23 protein-coding genes are annotated in these 19,827 nt (G+C 68.1%); 11 read left to right on the forward strand and 12 right to left on the reverse strand.

What is annotated here, in order from left to right; translation table 11 throughout:
• The 6 genes from VB737_RS09630 to VB737_RS09655 all read right to left on the reverse strand — a co-directional run.
• On the reverse strand, positions 1 to 341 hold a 341-nt coding region (locus VB737_RS09630; protein WP_500312609.1), incomplete at its 3' end, for a cytochrome c biogenesis CcdA family protein.
• 25 nt (positions 342 to 366) lie between these two features.
• Positions 367 to 1,593, reverse strand: a complete 1,227-nt coding sequence (locus VB737_RS09635) for an FtsW/RodA/SpoVE family cell cycle protein (RefSeq protein ID WP_500312610.1) — start codon at positions 1,591 to 1,593, stop codon at positions 367 to 369.
• A gap of 146 nt (positions 1,594 to 1,739) precedes the next feature.
• Positions 1,740 to 1,940 (reverse strand): rod-capping linker protein CpcD domain-containing protein, encoded by a 201-nt coding sequence (locus VB737_RS09640; RefSeq protein ID WP_015110587.1) that lies wholly within the window; start codon positions 1,938 to 1,940, stop codon positions 1,740 to 1,742.
• Positions 1,941 to 1,986: 46 nt separating this feature from the next.
• A complete protein-coding gene (apcB, locus tag VB737_RS09645; protein ID WP_015110588.1) occupies positions 1,987 to 2,475 on the reverse strand; it encodes an allophycocyanin subunit beta in 489 nt (162 codons plus the stop codon).
• A 43-nt stretch (positions 2,476 to 2,518) separates the two neighbouring features.
• Positions 2,519 to 3,004: an allophycocyanin subunit alpha gene (gene apcA / locus VB737_RS09650; RefSeq protein WP_015110589.1), complete on the reverse strand. Its 486-nt coding sequence runs from the start codon at positions 3,002 to 3,004 to the stop codon at positions 2,519 to 2,521.
• A 383-nt stretch (positions 3,005 to 3,387) separates the two neighbouring features.
• On the reverse strand, positions 3,388 to 6,414 hold the full coding sequence (locus tag VB737_RS09655) for a phycobilisome rod-core linker polypeptide (RefSeq protein ID WP_500312611.1): 3,027 nt from the start codon (positions 6,412 to 6,414) through the stop codon (positions 3,388 to 3,390).
• 149 nt (positions 6,415 to 6,563) lie between these two features.
• Between VB737_RS09655 and VB737_RS09660 the strand changes: the two genes are divergently transcribed.
• The 9 genes from VB737_RS09660 (at position 6,564) to VB737_RS09700 (ending at position 13,719) form a co-directional block, all read left to right on the forward strand.
• A complete protein-coding gene (locus tag VB737_RS09660) occupies positions 6,564 to 7,799 on the forward strand; it encodes a class I SAM-dependent methyltransferase (RefSeq protein ID WP_500312612.1) in 1,236 nt (411 codons plus the stop codon).
• Between the two features lie 184 nt (positions 7,800 to 7,983).
• The gene (locus VB737_RS09665) at positions 7,984 to 8,319 is read left to right on the forward strand and encodes an ATP synthase subunit I (RefSeq protein ID WP_500312613.1); all 336 of its coding nucleotides are present in this window, start codon (positions 7,984 to 7,986) and stop codon (positions 8,317 to 8,319) included.
• A 79-nt stretch (positions 8,320 to 8,398) separates the two neighbouring features.
• The gene (atpB, locus tag VB737_RS09670; protein ID WP_106220301.1) at positions 8,399 to 9,127 is read left to right on the forward strand and encodes a F0F1 ATP synthase subunit A; all 729 of its coding nucleotides are present in this window, start codon (positions 8,399 to 8,401) and stop codon (positions 9,125 to 9,127) included.
• A 155-nt stretch (positions 9,128 to 9,282) separates the two neighbouring features.
• A complete protein-coding gene (atpE, locus tag VB737_RS09675) occupies positions 9,283 to 9,528 on the forward strand; it encodes an ATP synthase F0 subunit C (RefSeq protein WP_015110594.1) in 246 nt (81 codons plus the stop codon).
• 100 nt (positions 9,529 to 9,628) lie between these two features.
• The gene (locus VB737_RS09680) at positions 9,629 to 10,111 is read left to right on the forward strand and encodes a F0F1 ATP synthase subunit B' (protein ID WP_500312614.1); all 483 of its coding nucleotides are present in this window, start codon (positions 9,629 to 9,631) and stop codon (positions 10,109 to 10,111) included.
• Positions 10,111 to 10,626, forward strand: a complete 516-nt coding sequence (locus VB737_RS09685) for a F0F1 ATP synthase subunit B (RefSeq protein WP_500312615.1) — start codon at positions 10,111 to 10,113, stop codon at positions 10,624 to 10,626. Before VB737_RS09680 ends, VB737_RS09685 begins: the two co-directional genes overlap by 1 nt.
• Entirely contained in the window at positions 10,626 to 11,174 is a 549-nt protein-coding gene (gene atpH, locus VB737_RS09690; protein ID WP_254948530.1) for an ATP synthase F1 subunit delta, read from the forward strand. The genes VB737_RS09685 and atpH overlap by 1 nt, the downstream gene beginning before the upstream one ends.
• 63 nt (positions 11,175 to 11,237) lie before the next feature.
• Positions 11,238 to 12,755, forward strand: coding sequence for a F0F1 ATP synthase subunit alpha (gene atpA / locus VB737_RS09695; protein WP_500312616.1), 1,518 nt, complete (start codon positions 11,238 to 11,240; stop codon positions 12,753 to 12,755).
• A gap of 13 nt (positions 12,756 to 12,768) precedes the next feature.
• The gene (locus VB737_RS09700; protein ID WP_323304993.1) at positions 12,769 to 13,719 is read left to right on the forward strand and encodes a F0F1 ATP synthase subunit gamma; all 951 of its coding nucleotides are present in this window, start codon (positions 12,769 to 12,771) and stop codon (positions 13,717 to 13,719) included.
• Here the strand turns inward: VB737_RS09700 and VB737_RS09705 are convergent.
• From VB737_RS09705 to VB737_RS09730, 6 genes are all read right to left on the reverse strand, one after another.
• Positions 13,670 to 14,101, reverse strand: a complete 432-nt coding sequence (locus tag VB737_RS09705; RefSeq protein WP_500312617.1) for a PPC domain-containing DNA-binding protein — start codon at positions 14,099 to 14,101, stop codon at positions 13,670 to 13,672. The two genes, VB737_RS09700 and VB737_RS09705, sit on opposite strands and share 50 nt — an antisense overlap.
• Positions 14,102 to 14,124: 23 nt before the next feature.
• Positions 14,125 to 15,225 (reverse strand): HD-GYP domain-containing protein, encoded by a 1,101-nt coding sequence (locus VB737_RS09710; protein ID WP_500312618.1) that lies wholly within the window; start codon positions 15,223 to 15,225, stop codon positions 14,125 to 14,127.
• Positions 15,226 to 15,313: 88 nt separating this feature from the next.
• Positions 15,314 to 15,721, reverse strand: coding sequence for an MGMT family protein (locus tag VB737_RS09715; protein WP_500312619.1), 408 nt, complete (start codon positions 15,719 to 15,721; stop codon positions 15,314 to 15,316).
• Positions 15,722 to 15,727: 6 nt separating this feature from the next.
• Entirely contained in the window at positions 15,728 to 16,708 is a 981-nt protein-coding gene (locus tag VB737_RS09720) for an NAD(P)-dependent alcohol dehydrogenase (RefSeq protein WP_500312620.1), read from the reverse strand.
• Positions 16,705 to 17,421 carry a DUF4336 domain-containing protein gene (locus tag VB737_RS09725; protein WP_500312621.1) on the reverse strand — a complete coding sequence of 239 codons (717 nt, stop codon included), beginning with the start codon at positions 17,419 to 17,421 and terminating at the stop codon, positions 16,705 to 16,707. The genes VB737_RS09720 and VB737_RS09725 overlap by 4 nt, the downstream gene beginning before the upstream one ends.
• 144 nt (positions 17,422 to 17,565) lie before the next feature.
• Positions 17,566 to 18,240: a hypothetical protein gene (locus VB737_RS09730; protein ID WP_323242974.1), complete on the reverse strand. Its 675-nt coding sequence runs from the start codon at positions 18,238 to 18,240 to the stop codon at positions 17,566 to 17,568.
• Between the two features lie 313 nt (positions 18,241 to 18,553).
• Between VB737_RS09730 and VB737_RS09735 the strand changes: the two genes are divergently transcribed.
• Positions 18,554 to 19,288, forward strand: coding sequence for a TIGR02466 family protein (locus tag VB737_RS09735; RefSeq protein ID WP_323242975.1), 735 nt, complete (start codon positions 18,554 to 18,556; stop codon positions 19,286 to 19,288).
• Between the two features lie 92 nt (positions 19,289 to 19,380).
• Positions 19,381 to 19,695, forward strand: coding sequence for a 2Fe-2S iron-sulfur cluster-binding protein (locus VB737_RS09740; protein WP_323242976.1), 315 nt, complete (start codon positions 19,381 to 19,383; stop codon positions 19,693 to 19,695).
• Positions 19,696 to 19,827: the final 132 nt, after the last annotated feature.

The raw sequence follows: 19,827 nt of genomic DNA on the forward strand, positions 1-19,827 counted from the left end.
GCCACGACGGCCACCAGCAGCGGCAGCTGGCCGGGAATGCGGCCGTAGAGGCGACCCATCAGGCCACTGGCCAGGCCGAGCAGCACCAGGGCCGCCACGATGCCGGCCGCGAAGCTGGCGCTGCGCTGCCAGGGGGGACGCCCCTGATCCTCAGCGCCGAAGCCGGCCAGATAGGCCAGGGTGACGGGCAGCAGCGACAGGGAGCAGGGGCCGAGGCTGGTGAGCAGGCCGCCGCCGAACACCACTGCCAGGGTCAGGGGGCCGGGATGGGCCAGGGAACCCTGGAGCAGCAGTTCGCTGCTGCGGGCCCAGTCGGCGAACGGCAGCCCGGGGCTGAACATGGCCGATCCAGATTTTCAGCAGGGCTCAGCCTATCGGGGCAGGCCGGGGGGCCCGCCGGCGGGGCCGGACCGGCTCGAGTCCGGAGGACTCCAGGGAGCAGCGCAGCAGCAGGCCCGCCAGGAACAGGCTGCTCAGCAGGGAGTTGCCGCCGTAGCTGATCATCGGCAGGGGCAGGCCGGTGGTGGGCATCGAGCCGCTGGCCACGGCGATGTTGAGGATCGACTGGCCCACCAGCAGGGTGGTGCAGCCGATGGCCACCAGGCGGTGCTGGTTGCTCCGGCAGGCCAGGGCCACCCGCAGGCCCACGAAGCCGAAGATCATCAGGAACAGCAGCAGCATCACCGAGCCGACGTAGCCGAACTCCTCGGCGAAGACAGCGAAGATGAAATCGGTGGTCTGGATCGGCAGGTACTGGAGCTTCTGGGTGGAGAGCCCGAAGCCGGAGCCGAGCACGCCCCCCGAACCGATGGCCAGCAGGCTCTGCACCAGCTGGTAGCCGTCCCCCTGGGCGACGCGCCAGGGGTTGAGGAAGGAGGTGACCCGGTCGAGCTGGTAGGGGTTGATCATGATGCTGATGCTGCCCAGCACGATCCCGCCGCCGGCGGCCCCCAGCAGCAGCGTCAGGGGCAGGCCGCCGGCCAGCGCCATCAGCCACAGCAGCAGGCCCAGCAGGGCGGCGGTGCTGAGGTTGGGCTGCTTGAGGATCAGCAGGATCACCACTCCGAAGATGCCGATCCAGAGGAGTTTCTGGTCGAGGGCGATCCGTCGCCAGTGGGAGAAGATCACGGCCCCCTGCAGCACGATGAAGGGCTTGATCAGCTCCGAGGGCTGCAGCTGCACCGGGCCGAGCACCAGCCAGCGGCTGGCCCCGTTGACGGTGGTCCCTACCACCAGGGTGGCCGCCACCAGCAGGGCTCCCACCAGCAGGGCCGGCGCCGCCAGGTGCAGCCAGCGCCGCATCGACGTGCGCATGCCCAGCCAGAGCAGACCCCAGCTGGCCACCAGCCAGATGGCCTGACGCTTGACGTAGTAAGCCCCATCGCCCATCTCCCGCTCGGCCACCCACCAGCTGGCGGAGGTGAGCACCAGCAGGCCCACCAGGCTCCAGAGGGCCACCAGGCCCAGCAGCAGGCGGGCTTCCGCGGGCCACTGCTGCCAGGGCAGCGGCAGCAGGCCGGCGCCGGGACGGCCGTGGAGCAGGCGGGGGGCAGAGGTGGACAAGGCCGCGGGAGGGTTCCGGGAATGGCCCATTCAGCCGTGACCGGGGTGGGTTTGTCGAGTCGCGGTGAACATTTCGCCGTCGGGGCCCCTGGCGCCCTCCGGGACCGCCGGGGCGGCTCGAAGGCAACAAAAAAGCCCGGCCATGGGCCGGGCGGTGGGAGCGCCGGGGGCGTCCTTCAGTTGCCGCAGTTCTGCTGACGACGGCCGGTGGCCAGTTCCACCTTCAGGATCCTGCCGCCCTGCTTCATGATCCGCTGCTGTTCGGCGAACCAGCTGTGATAAGGCACCCACTTGGTGAAGTAGGTGTTCTGCAGTTCCCTCTGGCTGCGCACCTTCTCGGGGCAGGGGATGCAGGCCGTGATCTTGAACAGGCGCATGGAGTGATCCTCGGAAAACGTGCCGTGGTGAGGGCGTTGCTGGGGATCAGTTGCCCAGGCCGGAGCTGATGTAGTCGAAGTAGACGCCCATCTCACGACCGGCATCGGGGCCGACGAGGGAGGCGGTGGCTTCCTTCATGGCCTGGATCGACTGCACCGTGGCGCCGATGGGCACACCCAGGGAGTTGTAGGTCTCCTTGAGGCCGTTCAGCACGCGCTCGTCGAGGATCGACGTGTCACCGGCCAGCATGGCGTAGGTGGCGTAGCGGAGGTAGTAGTCGAGGTCGCGGATGCAGGCCGCGTAACGACGGGTGGTGTACATGTTGCCGCCCGGACGGGTGATGTCCGAGTAGAGCAGGGCCTTGGCAACGGCTTCCTTGATGATGGCCGAAGCGTTGGCGCTGATCGTGGCGGCGGCACGCACCCGCAGCTCACCGCTGGCGAAGTACTGCTCGAGGCGGCCCATGGAGCTGCCGTCGAGATAGAGCCCCTGGACGTCGGCCTGGTTGATGACGTTGGTGATGGCGTCTTGCATGGATCCTGAGTTGGATGGCTATGGACGATAGGGAGGTGAAACCTCAGGAGAGGGCGCCGACCACGTAGTCGAAGTAGAAGCCGGCCTCTTCGGCATCGGAGCCGGTGAGGAGGCCCGTGGCTGCGGTCTTCATCTCGCGCACGGCTTCCGCCATGGCTTCGAGGGGGGTGCCGAGGGCGCGATACATCTCGCGGGCCCCGATGACGCCGATCTCTTCGATCGGGGTCACATCCCCGGCGACCACGCCGTAGGTGACCAGGCGGAGGTAGTAGTCCATGTCGCGCAGGCAGGAAGCCGTCATCTCTTCGCCGTAGGCGTTGCCGCCGGGGGAGACGAGATCGGGGCGCTTCTGGAAAAGCTGGCCTCCGGCCTGCTTCACGATGCGCTCCCGGCTTTCAGCCAGGACCTGGGCGACGCGCAGACGACGCTGACCTCCTGCCACGAACGACTTGATCTGGTCAAGTTCGCCAGGGCTGAGGTAGCGGGCTTCGGCGTCCGCGTTGATGATCGAGTTGGAGACGATGCTCATGCAGTTCTGCCTCGAAACAAGCGGTCACCGTGAAGGAGACCGGTATCCGGTGGGTAAGGGTGATCGGCTTGGCCGACCGTCGCATCATTCTGTGGCAAGGGCCGTCGCTCCCATGGCAGCCGGTAACAGTTCTTCACGGCGGATCGGCCCGTGAGATCCCTTGGCTCGCAACGACTTTGGCCGGAGTTGTTATCACCGTCCAAGCGCAGCAATTGTTCATCTTTTGAACCCGCCGTCCACGGCGGGACGAGTGCATCGACAGCCCAATCTCTCCGTCTCGTTGTAGAGACGGACCAAAAGAAACCCCCCGGGACTGACCCGGGGGACCATCGGAAGCGCCGCAGGGGCGCCTTCAGGGGCGACCCGGGAGGCTCGGGGGCGGATCAGATCGCGCCCTTCATGGAGGGGGTGAGCCCGGCGTTGCCGCCGTAGAGGGAGGCGGTGCGGTTCACGGTCGTCAGGGGGACGCCGTCTTCGGTGCCGAGGCCGCGCAGGTAGGGCACGGTGTCCTGGCCGAAGGCCGTGGCGTATTCCCGGGCGTTGAGCAGTTCGGCGACGGCAGCCTGCTGGCCGGCCGTGGCGCGGGTGGCGAGGAACCGGCTGACCTCGCCGGGCATGGCGGCACGGCCGAGCAGGGCCAGGTAGGCCGCCGAGGCCGCCCGCAGGGGGGCCATCCGCTGGAGCCGCTGCTGGAAGAGATCGCTGCCGGCGATCTGGGCCACGAACTCGGCGACCGAGAGCTGGCCGTCGCGCAACTGGGACTCGGGATCCATCTGGCGCTCGGCCGCGAAGGGCACGCGGTTGAGGAGCTGGCGGTAGACCGCCTGGACCACTTCCTGCACCTGGGTCTCGCTGGGATCGCGCAGCAACTGCACGGGCCGCGACAGGCTCTGGCGGCGACCGAAGCCCTGGGGCGAGCCCGGTCGCAGGGCCTTGGCCATGGCGCCGTCGGGGGCTGTGGCGACACCGCTCAACAGGTTGGTGCCCACCAGGGCCTTCCAGCCACTGGCGATGCCGATGCTGGCGGGGGCCACGTAGCCATTGCCGCCACCAGTTGTGGAGACGCCGCTGCGCCAGACGGGGGCGGCACCGCCGCCGGGCTGCCAGGGGGACTGGCTCCAGCTGCGGGTGGGGGCCGGGGGTTCCCGCAGGGTTCCGGGACCGCTGGTGACCCCCGCGGAGGCCGACGCACTCTGGCCTCCAGCCACGTCCGCTTTCCACTGGCCGCGGACCTTGGGCCGGGCCGGCAGGTTGCGGGGGACCAGATCGCCGACGGTGCGGATCTCCTGGGCCACCGGCACGGTGGGCCGCTGCAGGGGGGTGATGTCGGCGACCGCCTCGAGGGTGCGCACCAGGCCCGGGACGCGGCGGGCGTTGCGATCGGACGGGGTGATGAAGCGCTCGTAGGGGACGGTGTCCTCGCCGAAGCAGTCGTTGTATTCGCGGCCTTCGATCATGGCGTCAACGACGCCGTAGAAGCCCTTGCGGGCGGCGGTGTCGAAGTAGGCGTTGATCTCCCAGCGACCGAAGGTGGGCCGGCCGAGGATGCGGCGGTGCATCACCTCGATGGCCTTGGTGATGTAGAGGCCGCTCCAGTAACGACGGCGGAAGGCGTTGGAGCGGGCCACCTGGCGCACGAACTCCCGCAGGCTGATGTCGCCGTTCTCGAGCTTGATCTCCTCGACCTTGTTGCGCTCACCGGCATAGCCGGCGGTGCCCAGTACCTGCACGTAGACCGCATTGATGACGGCCTGGGTGCTGGATTCGGTGCCGCGGATGCTGGGCTGGCCGCCCCGGCGGGGGGTGGAGCTGCCGCCGGTGGCGATCTGGCGCAGGCGCACAACCTTCGGTCCCACCCGGCGCGGGGTGGCCTTGCGGAACTGGGCGCTGTCCATGGGCCCGGGCTGGGCCATGCCGTTGCCGATCAGGATCCGGCGGGTGTCGTAGCTGAAGGGGGCCGGGCGGGTGGCCACCGACGCCGTGCCGGAGGGGAAGATCGCCCCGTAGGTCAGGGCCAGGGGATCGTTGCCGCCCCCGTAGGGGTGTTGGTCGGCGAGGGGCTGGCGGTAGGAGGCGTAGAGGGTGATGTACTGGGGCGCCCCCTCGAACGGCGCACTGAAGCGGAAGAGGTTGCGGTTGGATCCCCAGCCGGCGCTCTCCTGGGCCTCTTCGCCGATGTCGCGCAGGTAGGGCACCGTCTCCTCACCGAAGACGCGGGCGTACTCCATGCCGTTGACCAGGGCATCGACGAGGCCGTTCAGGCCCTTGGCGCTGACGATGGCGAAGTACTGGCGGAACTCCTCGATCGAGCTCACACCGCGGCCCAGGAAGTGGCGGAAGGCGAGCTCCACCACCCGGCTGTTGGAGAAGCGGCCGTAGAACTGGCGGCGGTAGACCTTGCTGCGGCCGAGGGCGCGGATGAACTCCCGCATCGAGAGCTGGCCCTGGCGCACCTGGGTGGCCTCCACCGGGCAGACCACCTGGGAGTAGCCCTTGACGATGTCCCGCTCGAACACCTGGCGGTAGGCGGCACGGATGATCTCGGCCTTCTCGGCTCCCGAGAGGCCCGGCTTCATCACGAAGCGCTGGGAGCCTTCGGCGGCGAGGGCGTAGATCGCCGGCAGCTGCAGGCCCTGGTTGACGGGGCTGCCGAGGCGGGCCCGGGTGGAGGGGGTGGGGATCTCGAGCTCCTTGAGGAGCACGTTGAAGCAGTCGATCACCAGCTGGCGGGAGTCGGGCTCGCCCCGGAACAGGCCGGCGGCGGCGGCGCGCATCTCCTGCAGGGCCACGTTGGTGGCGGCCAGGGAGCAGGCCTTCTCGAGCACGTCGCGGAGGCCGCGGGTGTTCACCGCCAGGATGCTGGGATCGCCGGCGATCACCGCGTAGCCCACGTAGCGGAGGAACCAGGCCAGGTCCCGCAGCGACTTGCGCATGCGGGCATTGCCGTAGATCGCCACCGAGATGGGGTTGAAGCCGCTGGGCAGCACGACCCGCACGTCGGCGTCGGCCTGGACGCCCTCGAGGATGCGGCCGAGCAGGCCACTGCCGCCGGATCCCTGGGCGAAGGTGCGCACCGAGCGCTGGAACGCGGCCTGGTCGGCGGCGAGGGCGACACCGTCAGCGGCACCGACGGCCGGGGTGCTGAGGGGGGCGTCGAGATAGGAGAGGGGCGTGCCGCCGGTGAAGATCCGGTTGGCAGCCTTGGCCACGATCGCGTCGGCGTTGGCGGAGATCCGTCGGGCGGCTTCGACGCGGATCTGGCCGCTGCGGAAGAAGGTGGTCAGGGCGTCCAGTTCGCCGCCGTCGGGGAAACGGTCCTGCTGCTCCGCCTTCCGGACGCTGGAGAGCGGCAGGGTGTCGTAGCGCTGGGGGGCGACCCTGGTGCTGCCGCTGCTGGCGGTCACGGTCATGAACGAGAGCGAGCCGGGCTGGGTCACGTTACGGCTGGCCCCCTGGCCCCCCGGGGCGGCATGAACAAATGTTTGCAGCCTTCCCCGAGGCTCAGGCTGAACGGCGGCCGGCGCCGTGGAATGCTGCCGGAACCCGCACCAAGGCATTGATGGATCACCCCCCGGAGGCCCCGCTGGATGCCGCCACCCCGGTGGTGAGCGCCTTCTACGACCGTTTCCCCTACCCGGGGGACCCCCTCCAGGACGGCCCGCCACCGGGATACAACTGGCGATGGTGCGTGGACAGCGTGGTGGCGGCCGTGGACGGGGCGCTGCCGCCGAAGCCGCGGCCCTGGCGGATCCTCGACGCCGGCTGCGGCACGGGGGTGAGCACCGACTACCTCTGCCATCTCAACCCCGGCGCCGCGGTGCTGGCGGTGGACATCAGCGCCGGTGCCCTTGCGGTGGCCCGGGAGCGCACCGCCCGCTCCGGCGCCGCCGCCCAGGTGGCGGAGCTGCGCATCGAGCAGCGCAGCCTGCTCGACCTGGCGGGGGAGGGCCCCTTCGACTACATCAATTCGGTGGGGGTGCTGCACCACCTCGACCGGCCGGAGGAGGGCCTGCGGGCCCTGGTGCCCCTGCTGCGGCCGGGGGGGCTGCTGCACCTCTTTCTCTATGCCGACGGCGGCCGCTGGGAGATCCACCGCACCCAGCGGGCCCTGGCCCTGATGGGGGTGGGCACCGGACCGGCGGGTCTGCGGCTGGGCCGGGAGCTGTTCGCCACCCTGCCGGAGACCAACCGGCTGCGGCGGCACCACGAGCAGCGCTGGGCCCTCGACACCGCCGCCGATGCCAACTTCGCCGACATGTACCTCCATCCCCAGGAGACCAGCTACGACCTGGAGCGCCTGTTCCGCTTCATCGACCAGCCCGGCATCCACTTCGCCGGCTTCTCCAATCCCGAGGTCTGGGATCCGGCCCGGTTGCTGCAGGGGGAACTGCTGGAGCGGGCCCGGGCGCTGTCGCCGCGAGAGCAGTGGGCCCTGGTGGAGAGCCTCGATCCCGACATCAGCCACTTCGAGTTCTTCCTGCGTCGCCAGGACGGCGACGGGGCGCCGGAGACCCTGAGCAGCACGGCGCCGCAGGCGTGGAGCGACGCGGCCCTGCTGGCGGCCGGCGGCGAGCGCAACCGCTGCCTGTGGGGCTGGCCCTCCACGGCGCTGCTGGGTCCCGACCTGCGTCCCCTGACGATCATGGCCGAGGAGCTGGCCCTGATGGAGGCCCTGGAGGCGGCCCCGGCCGGCACGCCGATCGGGTCGCTTCCCCTGGCCCAGGGCCCCGCCGAGCGGGTGGCGGCGGCGCGGCGGCTGCTGGCGGAGCGGGTGCTTCTGTTGCTTAGAGCCTGAACGGCCCGAGTGATAAAGTCCGCACGCCAAGACGGAGCCTCGTCGGTTGCAGGCTGCCCTGACCCCTTCCCCGGATGCCGTCCCCCCTGCGGAGACGACGACCGAAGAGGTCGCAGTCCATCCGACCAGCGAGCCTCCACCCCAGCCTGAACGCGCCGCCGCTCCGGCGACGGTGAACAACGGCATGGACGATTACCTGCGGCTGCAGCGCCGGATGCTTCTTTCCACGGTCTGTGCCACCGCCCTGGCGGTGCCCCTCACGGCCCTCTGGTTCGACCTTTCCACCGCTTTCAGCCTGCTGGTGGGAGCCCTGGCGGGACTCCTGTATCTCCGCCTCCTGGCCCGCAGCGTGACCCGCTTCGGCGTCGAAACCAAGGGGGTGGGCAAGGCCCAGCTGCTGGTGCCTGTGGTGCTGGTGCTCGCGGCCGCCAGGCTTCCCGTCCTGGAGATCCTGCCCGCCGTGGTGGGTTTCCTCCTCTACAAGCCCGCCCTGATCGCCCAGGCCGTCCTCGACAGCTGAATCGATCCCTCTTCAGCCGCTCCGGCGGCCCTCTTCAGCCGCTCCGGCGGCCCAGACGTTCCGCCAGGCCCTACCCCCGATGGCTCCGTTGCCCCTCGCCCTTCCCTTCGCCGCCCTCGAGGTCGGCCAGCATCTGTACTGGCAGCTCGGCAATTACAAGATCCACGGCCAGGTCTTCCTGAGCTCCTGGGTCGTGATCGGTGCCCTGCTCGCCGTGGTGGTGGTCGGCACGCGCCGCCTGGAGCGTGACCCCAGGGGTGTGCAGAACCTGCTGGAGTTCCTCTGGGATTACCTGCGCGACATCGCTCGCGAATACATCGGCGAGAAGGCCTACCGCGACTGGCTTCCCTTCATCGGCACCCTGTTCCTGTTCATCTTCGTGAGCAACTGGGGCGGGGCCCTGATCCCCTGGAAGCTGGTCCATCTGCCCAACGGTGAACTGGGCGCCCCCACCGCCGACATCAACACCACCATCGCCCTGGCGCTGCTGGTGTCGCTGGCCTACTTCTATGCGGGCCTGAGCCGCAAGGGTTTCCGGTACTTCGAGTACTACGTGGAACCCACGCCGATCATGCTGCCGTTCAAGATCGTCGAGGACTTCACCAAGCCCCTCTCGCTCTCCTTCCGTCTGTTCGGCAACATCCTTGCCGACGAACTGGTGGTGGCGGTGCTGGCCTTCCTGGTGCCCCTGGTGGTGCCCCTGCCGGTGATGTTCCTCGGCCTGTTCACCAGCGCCATCCAGGCGCTGATCTTCGCCACCCTGGCGGCCTACTACATCGGTGAGGCCGTCCACGAGGAGCACCACTAGGTCAGCCCCTCGGCCGTCCCGTCCCCCCGGTCTGGCAAACTCTCTGCGCGCAGGTCCGGCTCGATCCGGGCCCGCCTTCCCAGGTGTCCCCGGCGCAGGGTTCTCGACAAGGTTCCTTCCGCGCTTCCCCGGCGCCCCACATTTCTAACCCCACCATGGATTCCCTTACTTCCGCTGCGTCCGTCGTGGCTGCTGGTCTTGCCGTCGGTCTCGGCTCCATCGGTCCTGGCATCGGCCAGGGCACCGCTTCCGGCGGCGCCGTCGAAGGCATCGCCCGTCAGCCCGAAGCCGAAGGCAAGATCCGCGGCACCCTGCTGCTCTCCCTGGCCTTCATGGAATCGCTGACCATCTACGGCCTGGTGGTCGCCCTGGTGCTGCTGTTCGCCAACCCCTTCTCCTGATCGGAGGCCGTCGCGGGGATGACAGGGCCGCCCGTTCGTTGCGGCCCTTCTCCACCCCCGGCTCCATCCACGCCTCCACCACCGCCCGCCTTATTGCCCCATGACCAGCTGGCTTCTGCTTGCCGAGGCAGGTGCGACCGCAGGGTCGCCCGAGGGAGGTCTGTTCGACCTCGACGCCACCCTGCCGCTCATGGCGCTGCAGGTGGTGATCCTCACCTTCATTCTCAACAGCCTGTTCTTCCGACCGGTCGGCAAGGCCGTCGAGGACCGTGAGGGCTACATCTCCACCAGCCGCACCCAGGCCAAGGAGAAGCTTGCCCAGGCCGAGCGCCTCGAAGCCGATCTCAAGGATCAGCTCAAGGGGGCGCGGCTCGAGGCCCAGAAGGTGATCCTGGAGGCGGAGCAGGATTCCGACCGTCTCTACCGGGAGGCTCTGGCGGTGGCCCAGGCCGACGCCATCGCGAGCCGCGAAAGTGCCCGCAGCAAGATCGATGCTCAGCGCGCCGAAGCCCTGAGCGCTCTTGAGGCCGATGCCGACAGGCTCGCCGACCTCATCGTCGACCGTCTCCTGACCGCCTCATGATGATCTCTCCGCTTCTGGCCAGCCACGGCAGCTTCGGCCTCAACTTCGACATCTTCGAGACCAACATCATCAACCTGGCGATCGTCATCGCCGGTCTGACGTGGTTCCTGAGGGGATTCCTCGGGGGCATCCTCGAGCGCCGCCGCGAGCGGATCCTGGGGGAACTCAAGGACGCCGAGGAGCGCCTGAACGCCGCCACCGCCTCCCTCGCCGAGGCCCAGAAGAGCCTGAGTGAGGCCCGCACCCGCGCCGAGAAGATCCGCGCCGACGGCAAGGCCCGGGCCGAGGCCATCCGCTTCGAGAGCGAGAAGCGCACCGTCGAGGAGATGGCACGGCTCAAGCAGGACTCCCAGTCCGACCTGGATTCGGAGGTCTCCCGCGTCAGCCGGCTGCTGCAGCGCGAAGCCGCCGAGATGGCCATCGCCAAGGCCCTGGTCAGCCTGCCCGGCCGCCTCGACGCCAGCGCCCAGGCCCAGCTGATCGATCAGTCCATTCAATCGATGGGGAACGCCTGATGCCTCTGCTCAACACCATCACCACCCCCTACGCCGACGCCTTCCTGCAGGTGTGCGATGCCAACGGCGACACCGAGGCGGTGATCGATCAGGCCCGGGCGATCCTCGCCCTCTGGCACGACTCCAGCGACCTGCGTGAGGCGATGGCCTCCCCGGTCCTTGAGGTCGAAGGCAAGAAGGCGGCGCTCGAGCAACTCTTCGGCAAGGACATCTCCCCCTCCTTCCTCAACCTGCTCAAGCTGCTGGCTGACCGCCAGCGCATCGGCTTCCTCGATGCCGTCCTCGAGCGGCTCCTGGATCTCTACCGCGAGCAGAACCAGATCGCCCTGGCCACCGTGACCTCGGCGAGCCCCCTGAGCGAGGAGCAGCAGGCGCTGCTTGCCGAGAAGGCCAAGGCCGTGGCCGGCACCGACAAGGTGGAGATCAGCCTCGCGGTGGATCCCGCCCTGATCGGCGGGTTCGTCCTCAGCGTCGGTTCCCGGGTGATCGACGCCAGCCTCGCCGGTCAGGTGCGGCGCCTCGGCCTGACGCTCGCCAACGTGAGCTGACGCTTCCTTCCCTCCCCCCCACTCCTCCCCACTTCATCGCCTCCCCTCCGGGGACTCCCACCCATGGTTTCCATCCGCCCCGACGAGATCAGCGCCATCCTCAAGAAACAGATCGCCGACTACGACAAGTCGGTCTCTGTCAGCAACGTCGGCACCGTGCTGCAGATCGGTGATGGCATCGCCCGGGTCTACGGCCTGGAGCAGGTGATGGCCGGCGAGCTGGTGCTGTTCGAGGACGGCACCGAGGGCCTCGCTCTGAACCTGGAGGACGACAACGTCGGCGTCGTGCTGATGGGCGAGGGCCTGGGCATCCAGGAGGGCAGCACCGTCAAGGCCACCGGCCGTATCGCCGCCGTGCCGGTGGGCGACGCCATGCTGGGCCGGGTGGTGAACGCCCTGGGTCAGCCGATCGACGGCAAGGGTGAGATCGCCACCACCGAGACCCGCCTGATCGAGTCGATGGCGCCTGGCATCATCCAGCGCAAGTCGGTGCATGAGCCCATGCAGACCGGCATCACGGCCATCGACGCCATGATTCCCATCGGCCGGGGCCAGCGTGAGCTGATCATCGGCGACCGCCAGACCGGCAAGACCGCCATCTGCATTGACACGATCCTCAACCAGAAGGGTGAGGACGTCGTCTGCGTCTACGTGGCCATCGGCCAGAAGAACGCCTCGGTGGCCAACGTGGTGGAAGTGCTGCGCGAGCGCGGCGCCCTCGACTACACCGTGGTGGTGGCGGCCAGCGCCTCGGAAGCGGCGGCCCTCCAGTACCTGGCCCCCTACACCGGTGCGGCCATCGCCGAGTCCTTCATGTACAAGGGCAAGGCCACCCTGGTGGTGTACGACGACCTCACCAAGCAGGCCCAGGCCTACCGCCAGATGTCCCTGCTGCTGCGCCGTCCCCCCGGCCGTGAGGCCTACCCCGGCGACGTCTTCTACTGCCACAGCCGCCTGCTGGAGCGGGCCGCCAAGCTCTCCGACGCCATGGGCAAGGGCAGCATGACCGCCCTGCCGATCATCGAGACCCAGGCCGGCGACGTCTCGGCCTACATCCCCACCAACGTGATCTCGATCACCGACGGTCAGGTGTTCCTCAGCTCCGACCTGTTCAACTCCGGCCTGCGGCCCGCCATCAACGTGGGCATCTCCGTGAGCCGGGTGGGCGGCGCCGCCCAGACCAAGGCCATCAAGAAGATCGCCGGCACCCTGAAGCTGGAGCTGGCCCAGTTCGACGAACTGGCCGCCTTCTCCCAGTTCGCCTCCGACCTCGATGCCGCCACCCAGGCCCAGCTGGCCCGGGGCAAGCGCCTGCGCGAACTGCTCAAGCAGCCCCAGTTCAGCCCCCTGATCCTGGCCGAGCAGGTGGCTGTGGTCTATGCGGGCGTCAAGGGTCTGATCGACGACGTGCCCGTGGAGCTGGTGCCCCAGTTCGCCCGCGAACTGCGCGAGTACCTCAAGAGCAACAAGCCCGAGTACATCAACAAGGTTCAGACCGACAAGGTGCTGAGCGACGAGTCCGAAGCCATGCTCAAGGAAGCCATCGTCGAGGTCACCTCCTCGATGCTGGCTGCCGCCTGAGGAGTCTCCACCCATGGCCAATCTCAAGGCAATCCGTGACCGGATCAGTTCGGTCAAGAACACCCGCAAGATCACCGAAGCCATGCGGCTGGTGGCCGCTGCCAAGGTGCGTCGTGCCCAGGAGCAGGTGCTGCGCACCCGTCCCTTCGCCGACCGCCTGGCCCGGGTGCTCCAGAATCTCGAGTCCCGCATGGGCTTCGAGGGGGCCGATTCCCCGCTGCTGGCCGAGCGCCGGCCTGTGGGCACCATCACCCTGCTGGTGGTCACAGGCGACCGGGGCCTCTGCGGCGGCTACAACGCCAACGTGATCCGCCGTGCCGAGCAGCGCTTCGCCGAGCTCAAGGGCCAGGGCTTCACGGTGGACATGGTGCTGATGGGCCGCAAGGCCATCACCTACTTCACCAACCGCTCCTACCCGATCCGGGCCACCTTCACCGGCCTGGAGCAGGTCCCCACCTCCCAGGAAGCCGGTGAGATCGCCAACGAAGTGCTCGCCGAGTTCCTCTCCGCCAGCACCGACCGCGTCGAGATCGTCTTCACCCGCTTCATCAACCTGGTGAGCTCCCAGCCGGTGGTCCAGACCCTGTTGCCCCTCGATCCCCAGGGCATCGCCAGCTCCGATGATGAGATCTTCCGTCTCATCACCCGCGACGGCCGCCTCGGGGTGGAGATCGGCAAGGTGGAGAACGCCGAGCCGGCTCTGCAGCCGGACTTCGTGTTCGAGCAGAGCCCGGAGCAGCTGCTCAATGCCCTGCTGCCCCTCTACCTGGCCAACCAGCTGCTGCGCTCCCTCCAGGAAGCGGCCGCCAGCGAACTGGCCAGCCGGATGACGGCCATGAACAACGCCAGCGACAACGCCAAGGCGCTCGCCAAGACCCTGACCCTTGACTACAACAAGGCCCGCCAGGCGGCCATCACCCAGGAGATCCTGGAAGTGGTGGGTGGCGCGGCCGCGATGGGCTGACGCTCAGCTCCAGATGGCCGGTGGCGGGATCCCGCTCCCGGCCCAGCTGCCAGCCTTCCGGGCAGAGCAGCAGGATTTCCATGGTGGTGCGCACCCGGCTTCCGTGGCAGAGGTGGCCGCCCCGGGTGTGCCCCTCGGCGTCGGCCACCACCAGGTGCAGGTGGGCGCCGTCCTTGCTGACGCTGCCCGCCAGCGTGATCACCTCCTGCGGACCGGCCAGCACGACGCCTTCGCCCTGATCGGCGAAGCGCAGCAGCGGACTTTCCAGGCTGCCGATCCCGCAGATGATGAAGCCGCAGAACTGCTGATCCGCCTGGGCCAGGCGTTCCAGCTCGCCGCGCAGATCCACGCCCGGTGGCAGACGGAAGGGTTGGTACGTCATGGCGCGGCGGTGACGCTGGGGTGTCAGGAGCCGCAGCGGTAGCCCTTGTCGCGGAAGACCCGCAGACAGGCGTCCACCACGGCTGGGTCGTAGAGCAGGCCCCGGTTTTTCTCGATCTCCGCGAGGGCGGCTTCGGTGCCAAGGCCGGCGCGGTAGGGGCGGTGGGCACACATCGATTCCACCACGTCGGCGACGGCCACGATGCGGGATTCCGGCAGCAGCTGATCGCCGGTGCGGCCATTGGGGTAGCCACTGCCGTCCATGCGCTCATGGTGTTCATAGACGATGCGGGCGATCGGCCAGGGGAAGGCCACATCCTTGAGGATCTGGTAGCCGGCCTCGACGTGTTCCTTGATCAGGTCGTATTCGTGGCGGGTCAGCTTGGTGGGCTTGCAGAGGATCTCCGCCGGCACCGTGATCTTGCCGATGTCGTGGACCGACGCGCCCAGCCGCAGCCCTTCCTGCTCCTTGGGCGAGAGTCCCAGCTCCGCCCCGATGGCGACCGCCAGGTTGGCCACCCGCGTCTGATGGCCGGCGGTGTAGGGGTCCCGCATCTCTGCCATCCCCCCCAGCACCGAGACCAGTTGCCGGTAGAGCAGTTCCTGTTCCCGGAGGGTGTCGATCCAGCCCGCCTTCGCCAGCTCGCCGGCGATGAGGCTGCCCAGACGGATGGCGATCGTGTCGAGCAGCAAGCGCTCCTCCGCCAGGAAGGGTCCTTCGTTGGCCTCTTCGAAGGGATCGGTGTAGCCCACGTCCACCGAGCCGCAGACCCGCTCATTGACTTTGATCGCCGAGGATTGGACCGACTGGCAACGTTCCAGATCTCCCGTCTGGAAGAGGCGTTCGCCGTGGCGGATTCGGGCAACGGCGCTGCTGGGGTGCAGCCAGGCCGTGGGGATCGTCGTGACGATCTCCGCCAGCATGCCGTCGATCGTTTCCTGGCTGGTGCTGATGATGTGCTCGATCTGCTGGAGGCAGTGGAGCTCCTTCATCCGCTCCATGAGGGCCTGCTCCAACGGCAGCGCCAGACCGTCGCGGGAGCGGGTGGCCACCCCCCGGGCCCCTGACCGGCCGCCATTGGCACGGTTCACCTTGCCCGTGGCCTTCCCTGTGGCAACGCCCATATCGCCCCCATTCCCAGAGGAGCAGAGCAGCACGAAGCACCTGCAACGGCGGTCGATGCCTTTCTGTTTTCTTCACGCTACTCCTCTGTCAGTGACCTCGCACCTTTCTCATGGTGTTGCGGGTCACCGCTGGGCGCACCTGTCTGGGGATGCCGTGGGGCAACGCGGCGGCCGGGAGAACGACGCTCTCCAGCGGGGGACGGACCGCATGGCCGACCACGTCGATTCCTTCCCGTTGCAGCAGCTGGGCCTGGCTATCGCCGTTGGGATCGCGCTTGGGCACCCCCAGGCTTCCGTCTGCTGACACGACGCGATACCAGGGAATGTCCAGCTTCGTGTTGTCGTCCAGCTGGCTGAGGATGTAGGCGACATGCCTGGGCATCACCGCCAGATGCTCGCCGATGGATTGGTAGGTGGTGATCTTCGATTCGGGAATCGTCGCGACAATCCGGAGCACCTGATCCTTGATGCGCGCGAAAGCCTCGGACTTCGCCATGGGTGACTAGCTCGGCTCGCGCACGGAGATGATGACATTACCCTTCTTTCGTCCCGTGTCGACATAGCGGTGGGCCGCCACGATCTGCTCAAACGGATAGATCCGATCGATCACCGGTTGGAACTCCCCCGTTTCTGCCAGCGCGGCAAGTTCGCGCAGATCCTCGAGTTTCACGGTCGCCGGTCCGGCGATCACGGTCCGGCCGGATGTCAGGGATACCCACACCCCCTTTAGCATGTCGGGCAGCCCGGCCAGCACCAGCAGCAGGCGCCCTCCCTTTCGGAGTGAGCGCCGGCAACGCGCGAACGGTGCTGTGCCGACCGTGTCGACGACCACGTCATACGTCTGGCCATTGCGACTGAAGTCGTCCCGGGTGTAGTCGATGACCTGGGCCGCCCCCAGGGAGCGCACCAGATCGAGGTTCGCCGTGCTGCACACCCCGGTGACCTCGGCTCCGGCGCGGCGGGCCAGCTGGATAACGGCGCTGCCCACTGCCCCGGAGGCCCCGTTCACCAGCACCCTCTCGCCGGGACGCAGCTTGGCCCGGCGCAGGAAGTCCAGGGCCGTCGTGCCGCCGAAGCACAGCGCGGCCGCCGTTTCGTCCGTGAGGCCCGGCGGTGTGGCCACCACCATGCCGTCCTGGGGCAGGCAGAGATACTCGGCATGGCAGCCCATGGCCATGTCGCTGAAGGCGAAGACCCGCTCCCCCACCTGGAATCGGGTGACGTTCCTGCCGATCGCGGCGACGACCCCGGCCAGCTCCGAGCCGAGGATGGGCTGCCTCGGCTTCCGCAGGCCGAACACCAGCCGCATGATCAGTCCGAAGCCCGTCGGCACCGTCTGGCTTCGGATGCGCCAGTCGGCCGCGGTGACGGTGGTCGCATGGATCCGGATCAGGATCTCCTCGGCCTTCGGGGCGGGTGTGGCGATCTCGCGGATCTGCAGCACCTCTGGCGGCCCGTAGCGTTCGGCGAGGACGGCTTTCATGGCAGGGGGGATCCGAAAAAGGAGGAATAGGCCCTGGCGAGGGCTTGCTTGCCGCCCGTTTCCAGCACGGCGCCGTGGGCCACGATCACCCGATCGAAGTCCCACTGCAGGACAGCCTGCATGGCCCTGCGCAGCGAAGCCCGCTCGGCGGTGGCCAGGCGCTCGAGAATGGTGGGCTCCAGGCGACCGTAACCGCCGCCGATCCGCGTGAGCCAGCGGGTGAGCCAGGCGGCGGAGGCATCGAAGTGGAAGGCGCTGTCCGTCAGGACGAGGGTCCGGCTGGGGGTGTGGCAGAAGGCCACCTCGTGCAGCGGCAATGGGCCGGTGGGCCCCAGGGTGTGGAGACCGCTGAGGCTGCACAGCAGCAATCCCGGCCATGGGGAGGGCTCTTGCGCGTTGAGCAGTCGGTCCAGCTGCAGATGGGGACACTTCTGCCTCAGGAAGGGCGGACCCCACACCACGGCCTGGGGACAGCGCTGCTGGAAGGCCTGGAGATGGAGATGGTGGAAGGCGTTGGGTGCCACGACATCGGTGACGACACCGATGGAGGCCAGGTCCAGTTCGAGCTCAGGGGTTGGCTGAATCGGCGAAAGGATCACCAGCCGGTGGCTGTGCTCCAGGCGGATGACGGTCATCCGGGTGCCGATGCTCAGGCCGAAGTACTTCTGCGGTTGTTCGGCCACCCAGAGATCATCGGCAAGGCGCCGCAGCATGGGGGTGGTGGATGGCTTTGGCCAGGCTAAGGGAGACGCTCACGTGCTGGAATTCGTACGGCCGCTGCCTGACAGAGGGGGGCGATGGAACCATTGCCTGGATGGTTCTGCACTCTGGCCGCGCAAAGATCCTGCCTGCCGTTCTCAAACGATGTGAATGATCAAAGCAAGGATGGCAACCATTGTCCAAAGGAAAGTGGCGAGAACTGAAGCGATAACGAGAGTCAGGAACAATGGGTTGGCCAAGAGCATGGCGCCAGCACTCAACGTCGCCAGTCCTTCGAACTCGCGGAGGACTGACTTGGCAGCACGAAGCCGACGGGCTAGCGTCAAAAGGTTTTGCAGGCGTTTCCATGCAGAGAATCCAGATTGGGCCGTCCGTGTCGCGGCGGCCAGGTCGGAGGCCCGCCAGCGCCGCTGCTTGATGAGGCTGTCGACACGCCAGTCGGCATCTTTCAGTTGTTTTTTCAGCTCGTTGTGGGCCTTGTACAGCGTGAATGCTTTTTGTGAGCTGTCCATGGCAAACTGGGAAATCTTCTCAGGCAACAAGATGATTTCTTTCAGTGTGGTGTGCAGCTTGGACAGCGTGAAGGAGGGTGCGCTGATCAGCATGAATAGAAAAATACAAGCGACCGCGTTCCTGCCTAGTGATTGATAGGCCATGATGGCAATCAACGCCCCTGAGCCAATATTCATCATCGCCAACCAGAAGATGCTGTCCACACTCTGGTTCGCGATTCTGACGGGCACTTGCAAGGCTTCCAGTACGGGTTTCAGGATCTCAGAGTTGGTTGTGCCCTGATTTTCTTGCCCGTTCATGAATCCCTGTGGATGGACGGCACTGTCGAGAGCATCATCTACGTTCGAAGATGCCGTGTGCTGTGGTTGGCGTGCGATGGCGCGTATGCGTTGAATGTATTGAATTGCCAGGCTGTATCAATCGGCCAGATGGTGTCGCTATGGCAGACTTATTTACGGCAGACTCTCTTGTTGTCGGGGTTTTCATCTGTTGGCCAGCGTAGCTTCTAAAGCTGGTCCGAGGCCCCCTTGCTGGCGACTTGCGGGATCTGCGCTTCCTGCGGCCACTGATCTGCAGGCCGTGTCCCCGTAGCGGTGCTCTCCCTCCCTGCCCATGGCTGATGCCGCCCCCGCCGCTCTGGCGATCGAGCCCCTGTTCCCGATGGCCCTGGGCCGGGTGCAGCTGGCGCCCGATCCCCTCGACACCGCCCTGCTGCTGCAGCGGGTGCTGGCGCTGCGGGAGCGGGATCCCAGTGAGGAGGGGGTCGCCTGGACCGGCGATGTGCGCGGCGCCGGGGAGCTGCACCGTGACCCGCTGTTCGCCCCCCTGATCGAGCGGCTGGCGCTCTATGCCCGGGAGTATCTGGCGGCGCTGGGCTTTGATCGCCGGCGCCTGGCCCTGCATGTGCAGCGCAGCTGGCCGGTGATCAGCGAGGCCGGCGAGCAGGTGGGGCGCCACCACCACCCCAACGCCCACCTCAGCGCCATCTATTACCTCAATGGTGACGGCAGCGGCCGCAGCGGCTGCCTGCGCCTGTTCGCCCCCCGCCAAGTCAATGAGCTGGTGCCGGGGCTGGCGGTGGGCCAGGACGGGCCGATCGGCGCCGATGCCGCCCTCAATCGCCCCTGGTGCGACGTGGCGCCCAGGGCGGGGCTGCTGCTGCTGTTCCCCGCGTCGGTCGACCATGCGGTGCTGCCCAACGAAGATCCCGACGACACCCGCTTCTCGCTGAGCATCGACTTCGTGCTCACGGCCCCGGCGAACGCGGCCGATCCGGGCGAGTACCTCGCCCCCCATCCCGGCCGCTGGCTGGCGATCGGAGAAGATGGGCCCGAGCCGGGAGCCTGAGCCGCCCTGCCGACGCCGCCCCTCCCCGACCCCCTTTGCCCGTGTCCGAGACCACCCCAGCGACCAGCCCAGCCACCTCGCCGGAGCTCCCCGTGTTCCAGATCAGCGCCAGCCTGGATGGCGCCTCGTACAGCTTTCCCTGCCGCAGCGACCAGACGGTGCTGAGCGCCGCCGAGGCCGCCGGGGTGCCCCTGCCCAGCTCCTGCTGCTCGGGCGTCTGCACCACCTGCGCCGCCCTGCTGCGCAGCGGCACCGTGCACCAGCCCGATGCCATGGGGGTCAAGGCCGAGCTCCAGGCCAAGGGCTATGCCCTGCTGTGCGTCTCCTATCCCCTCGCCGACCTCGATCTGGTGGCCGGCCAGGAGGACGCCCTTTACGAGGCCCAGTTCGGTCAGTTCCAGAAGTGAGCGCCCTGGTGCCCCTGGAGCTGTGGCTGCAGGCGTCCCCCGGTCCGCTGCTGCCCCAGCTGCGGCAGGGGCTGGCGCGGGAGGCCCGCCGCCTGGCCGGTGAGGGCGCCGAGCCGCTGCGCTGGGCGATCA

Source organism: Synechococcus sp. BA-120 BA3 (assembly GCF_034931285.1).
In the GTDB taxonomy this organism is placed as follows: domain Bacteria; phylum Cyanobacteriota; class Cyanobacteriia; order PCC-6307; family Cyanobiaceae; genus Cyanobium.

Bases quoted from the DNA above. Each gene is read 5' to 3' on its own strand.
- VB737_RS09635 (WP_500312610.1), bottom strand. From the start codon at position 1,593: ATGGGCCATTCCCGGAACCCTCCCGCGGCCTTGTCCACCTCTGCCCCC.
- VB737_RS09640 (WP_015110587.1), bottom strand. From the start codon at position 1,940: ATGCGCCTGTTCAAGATCACGGCCTGCATCCCCTGCCCCGAGAAGGTG.
- apcB (WP_015110588.1), bottom strand. From the start codon at position 2,475: ATGCAAGACGCCATCACCAACGTCATCAACCAGGCCGACGTCCAGGGG.
- apcA (WP_015110589.1), bottom strand. From the start codon at position 3,004: ATGAGCATCGTCTCCAACTCGATCATCAACGCGGACGCCGAAGCCCGC.
- VB737_RS09655 (WP_500312611.1), bottom strand. From the start codon at position 6,414: ATGACCGTGACCGCCAGCAGCGGCAGCACCAGGGTCGCCCCCCAGCGC.
- VB737_RS09660 (WP_500312612.1), top strand. From the start codon at position 6,564: ATGGATCACCCCCCGGAGGCCCCGCTGGATGCCGCCACCCCGGTGGTG.
- VB737_RS09665 (WP_500312613.1), top strand. From the start codon at position 7,984: ATGGACGATTACCTGCGGCTGCAGCGCCGGATGCTTCTTTCCACGGTC.
- atpB (WP_106220301.1), top strand. From the start codon at position 8,399: ATGGCTCCGTTGCCCCTCGCCCTTCCCTTCGCCGCCCTCGAGGTCGGC.
- atpE (WP_015110594.1), top strand. From the start codon at position 9,283: ATGGATTCCCTTACTTCCGCTGCGTCCGTCGTGGCTGCTGGTCTTGCC.
- VB737_RS09680 (WP_500312614.1), top strand. From the start codon at position 9,629: ATGACCAGCTGGCTTCTGCTTGCCGAGGCAGGTGCGACCGCAGGGTCG.
- VB737_RS09685 (WP_500312615.1), top strand. From the start codon at position 10,111: ATGATCTCTCCGCTTCTGGCCAGCCACGGCAGCTTCGGCCTCAACTTC.
- atpH (WP_254948530.1), top strand. From the start codon at position 10,626: ATGCCTCTGCTCAACACCATCACCACCCCCTACGCCGACGCCTTCCTG.
- atpA (WP_500312616.1), top strand. From the start codon at position 11,238: ATGGTTTCCATCCGCCCCGACGAGATCAGCGCCATCCTCAAGAAACAG.
- VB737_RS09700 (WP_323304993.1), top strand. From the start codon at position 12,769: ATGGCCAATCTCAAGGCAATCCGTGACCGGATCAGTTCGGTCAAGAAC.
- VB737_RS09705 (WP_500312617.1), bottom strand. From the start codon at position 14,101: ATGACGTACCAACCCTTCCGTCTGCCACCGGGCGTGGATCTGCGCGGC.
- VB737_RS09710 (WP_500312618.1), bottom strand. From the start codon at position 15,225: ATGGGCGTTGCCACAGGGAAGGCCACGGGCAAGGTGAACCGTGCCAAT.
- VB737_RS09715 (WP_500312619.1), bottom strand. From the start codon at position 15,721: ATGGCGAAGTCCGAGGCTTTCGCGCGCATCAAGGATCAGGTGCTCCGG.
- VB737_RS09720 (WP_500312620.1), bottom strand. From the start codon at position 16,708: ATGAAAGCCGTCCTCGCCGAACGCTACGGGCCGCCAGAGGTGCTGCAG.
- VB737_RS09725 (WP_500312621.1), bottom strand. From the start codon at position 17,421: ATGCTGCGGCGCCTTGCCGATGATCTCTGGGTGGCCGAACAACCGCAG.
- VB737_RS09730 (WP_323242974.1), bottom strand. From the start codon at position 18,240: ATGAACGGGCAAGAAAATCAGGGCACAACCAACTCTGAGATCCTGAAA.
- VB737_RS09735 (WP_323242975.1), top strand. From the start codon at position 18,554: ATGGCTGATGCCGCCCCCGCCGCTCTGGCGATCGAGCCCCTGTTCCCG.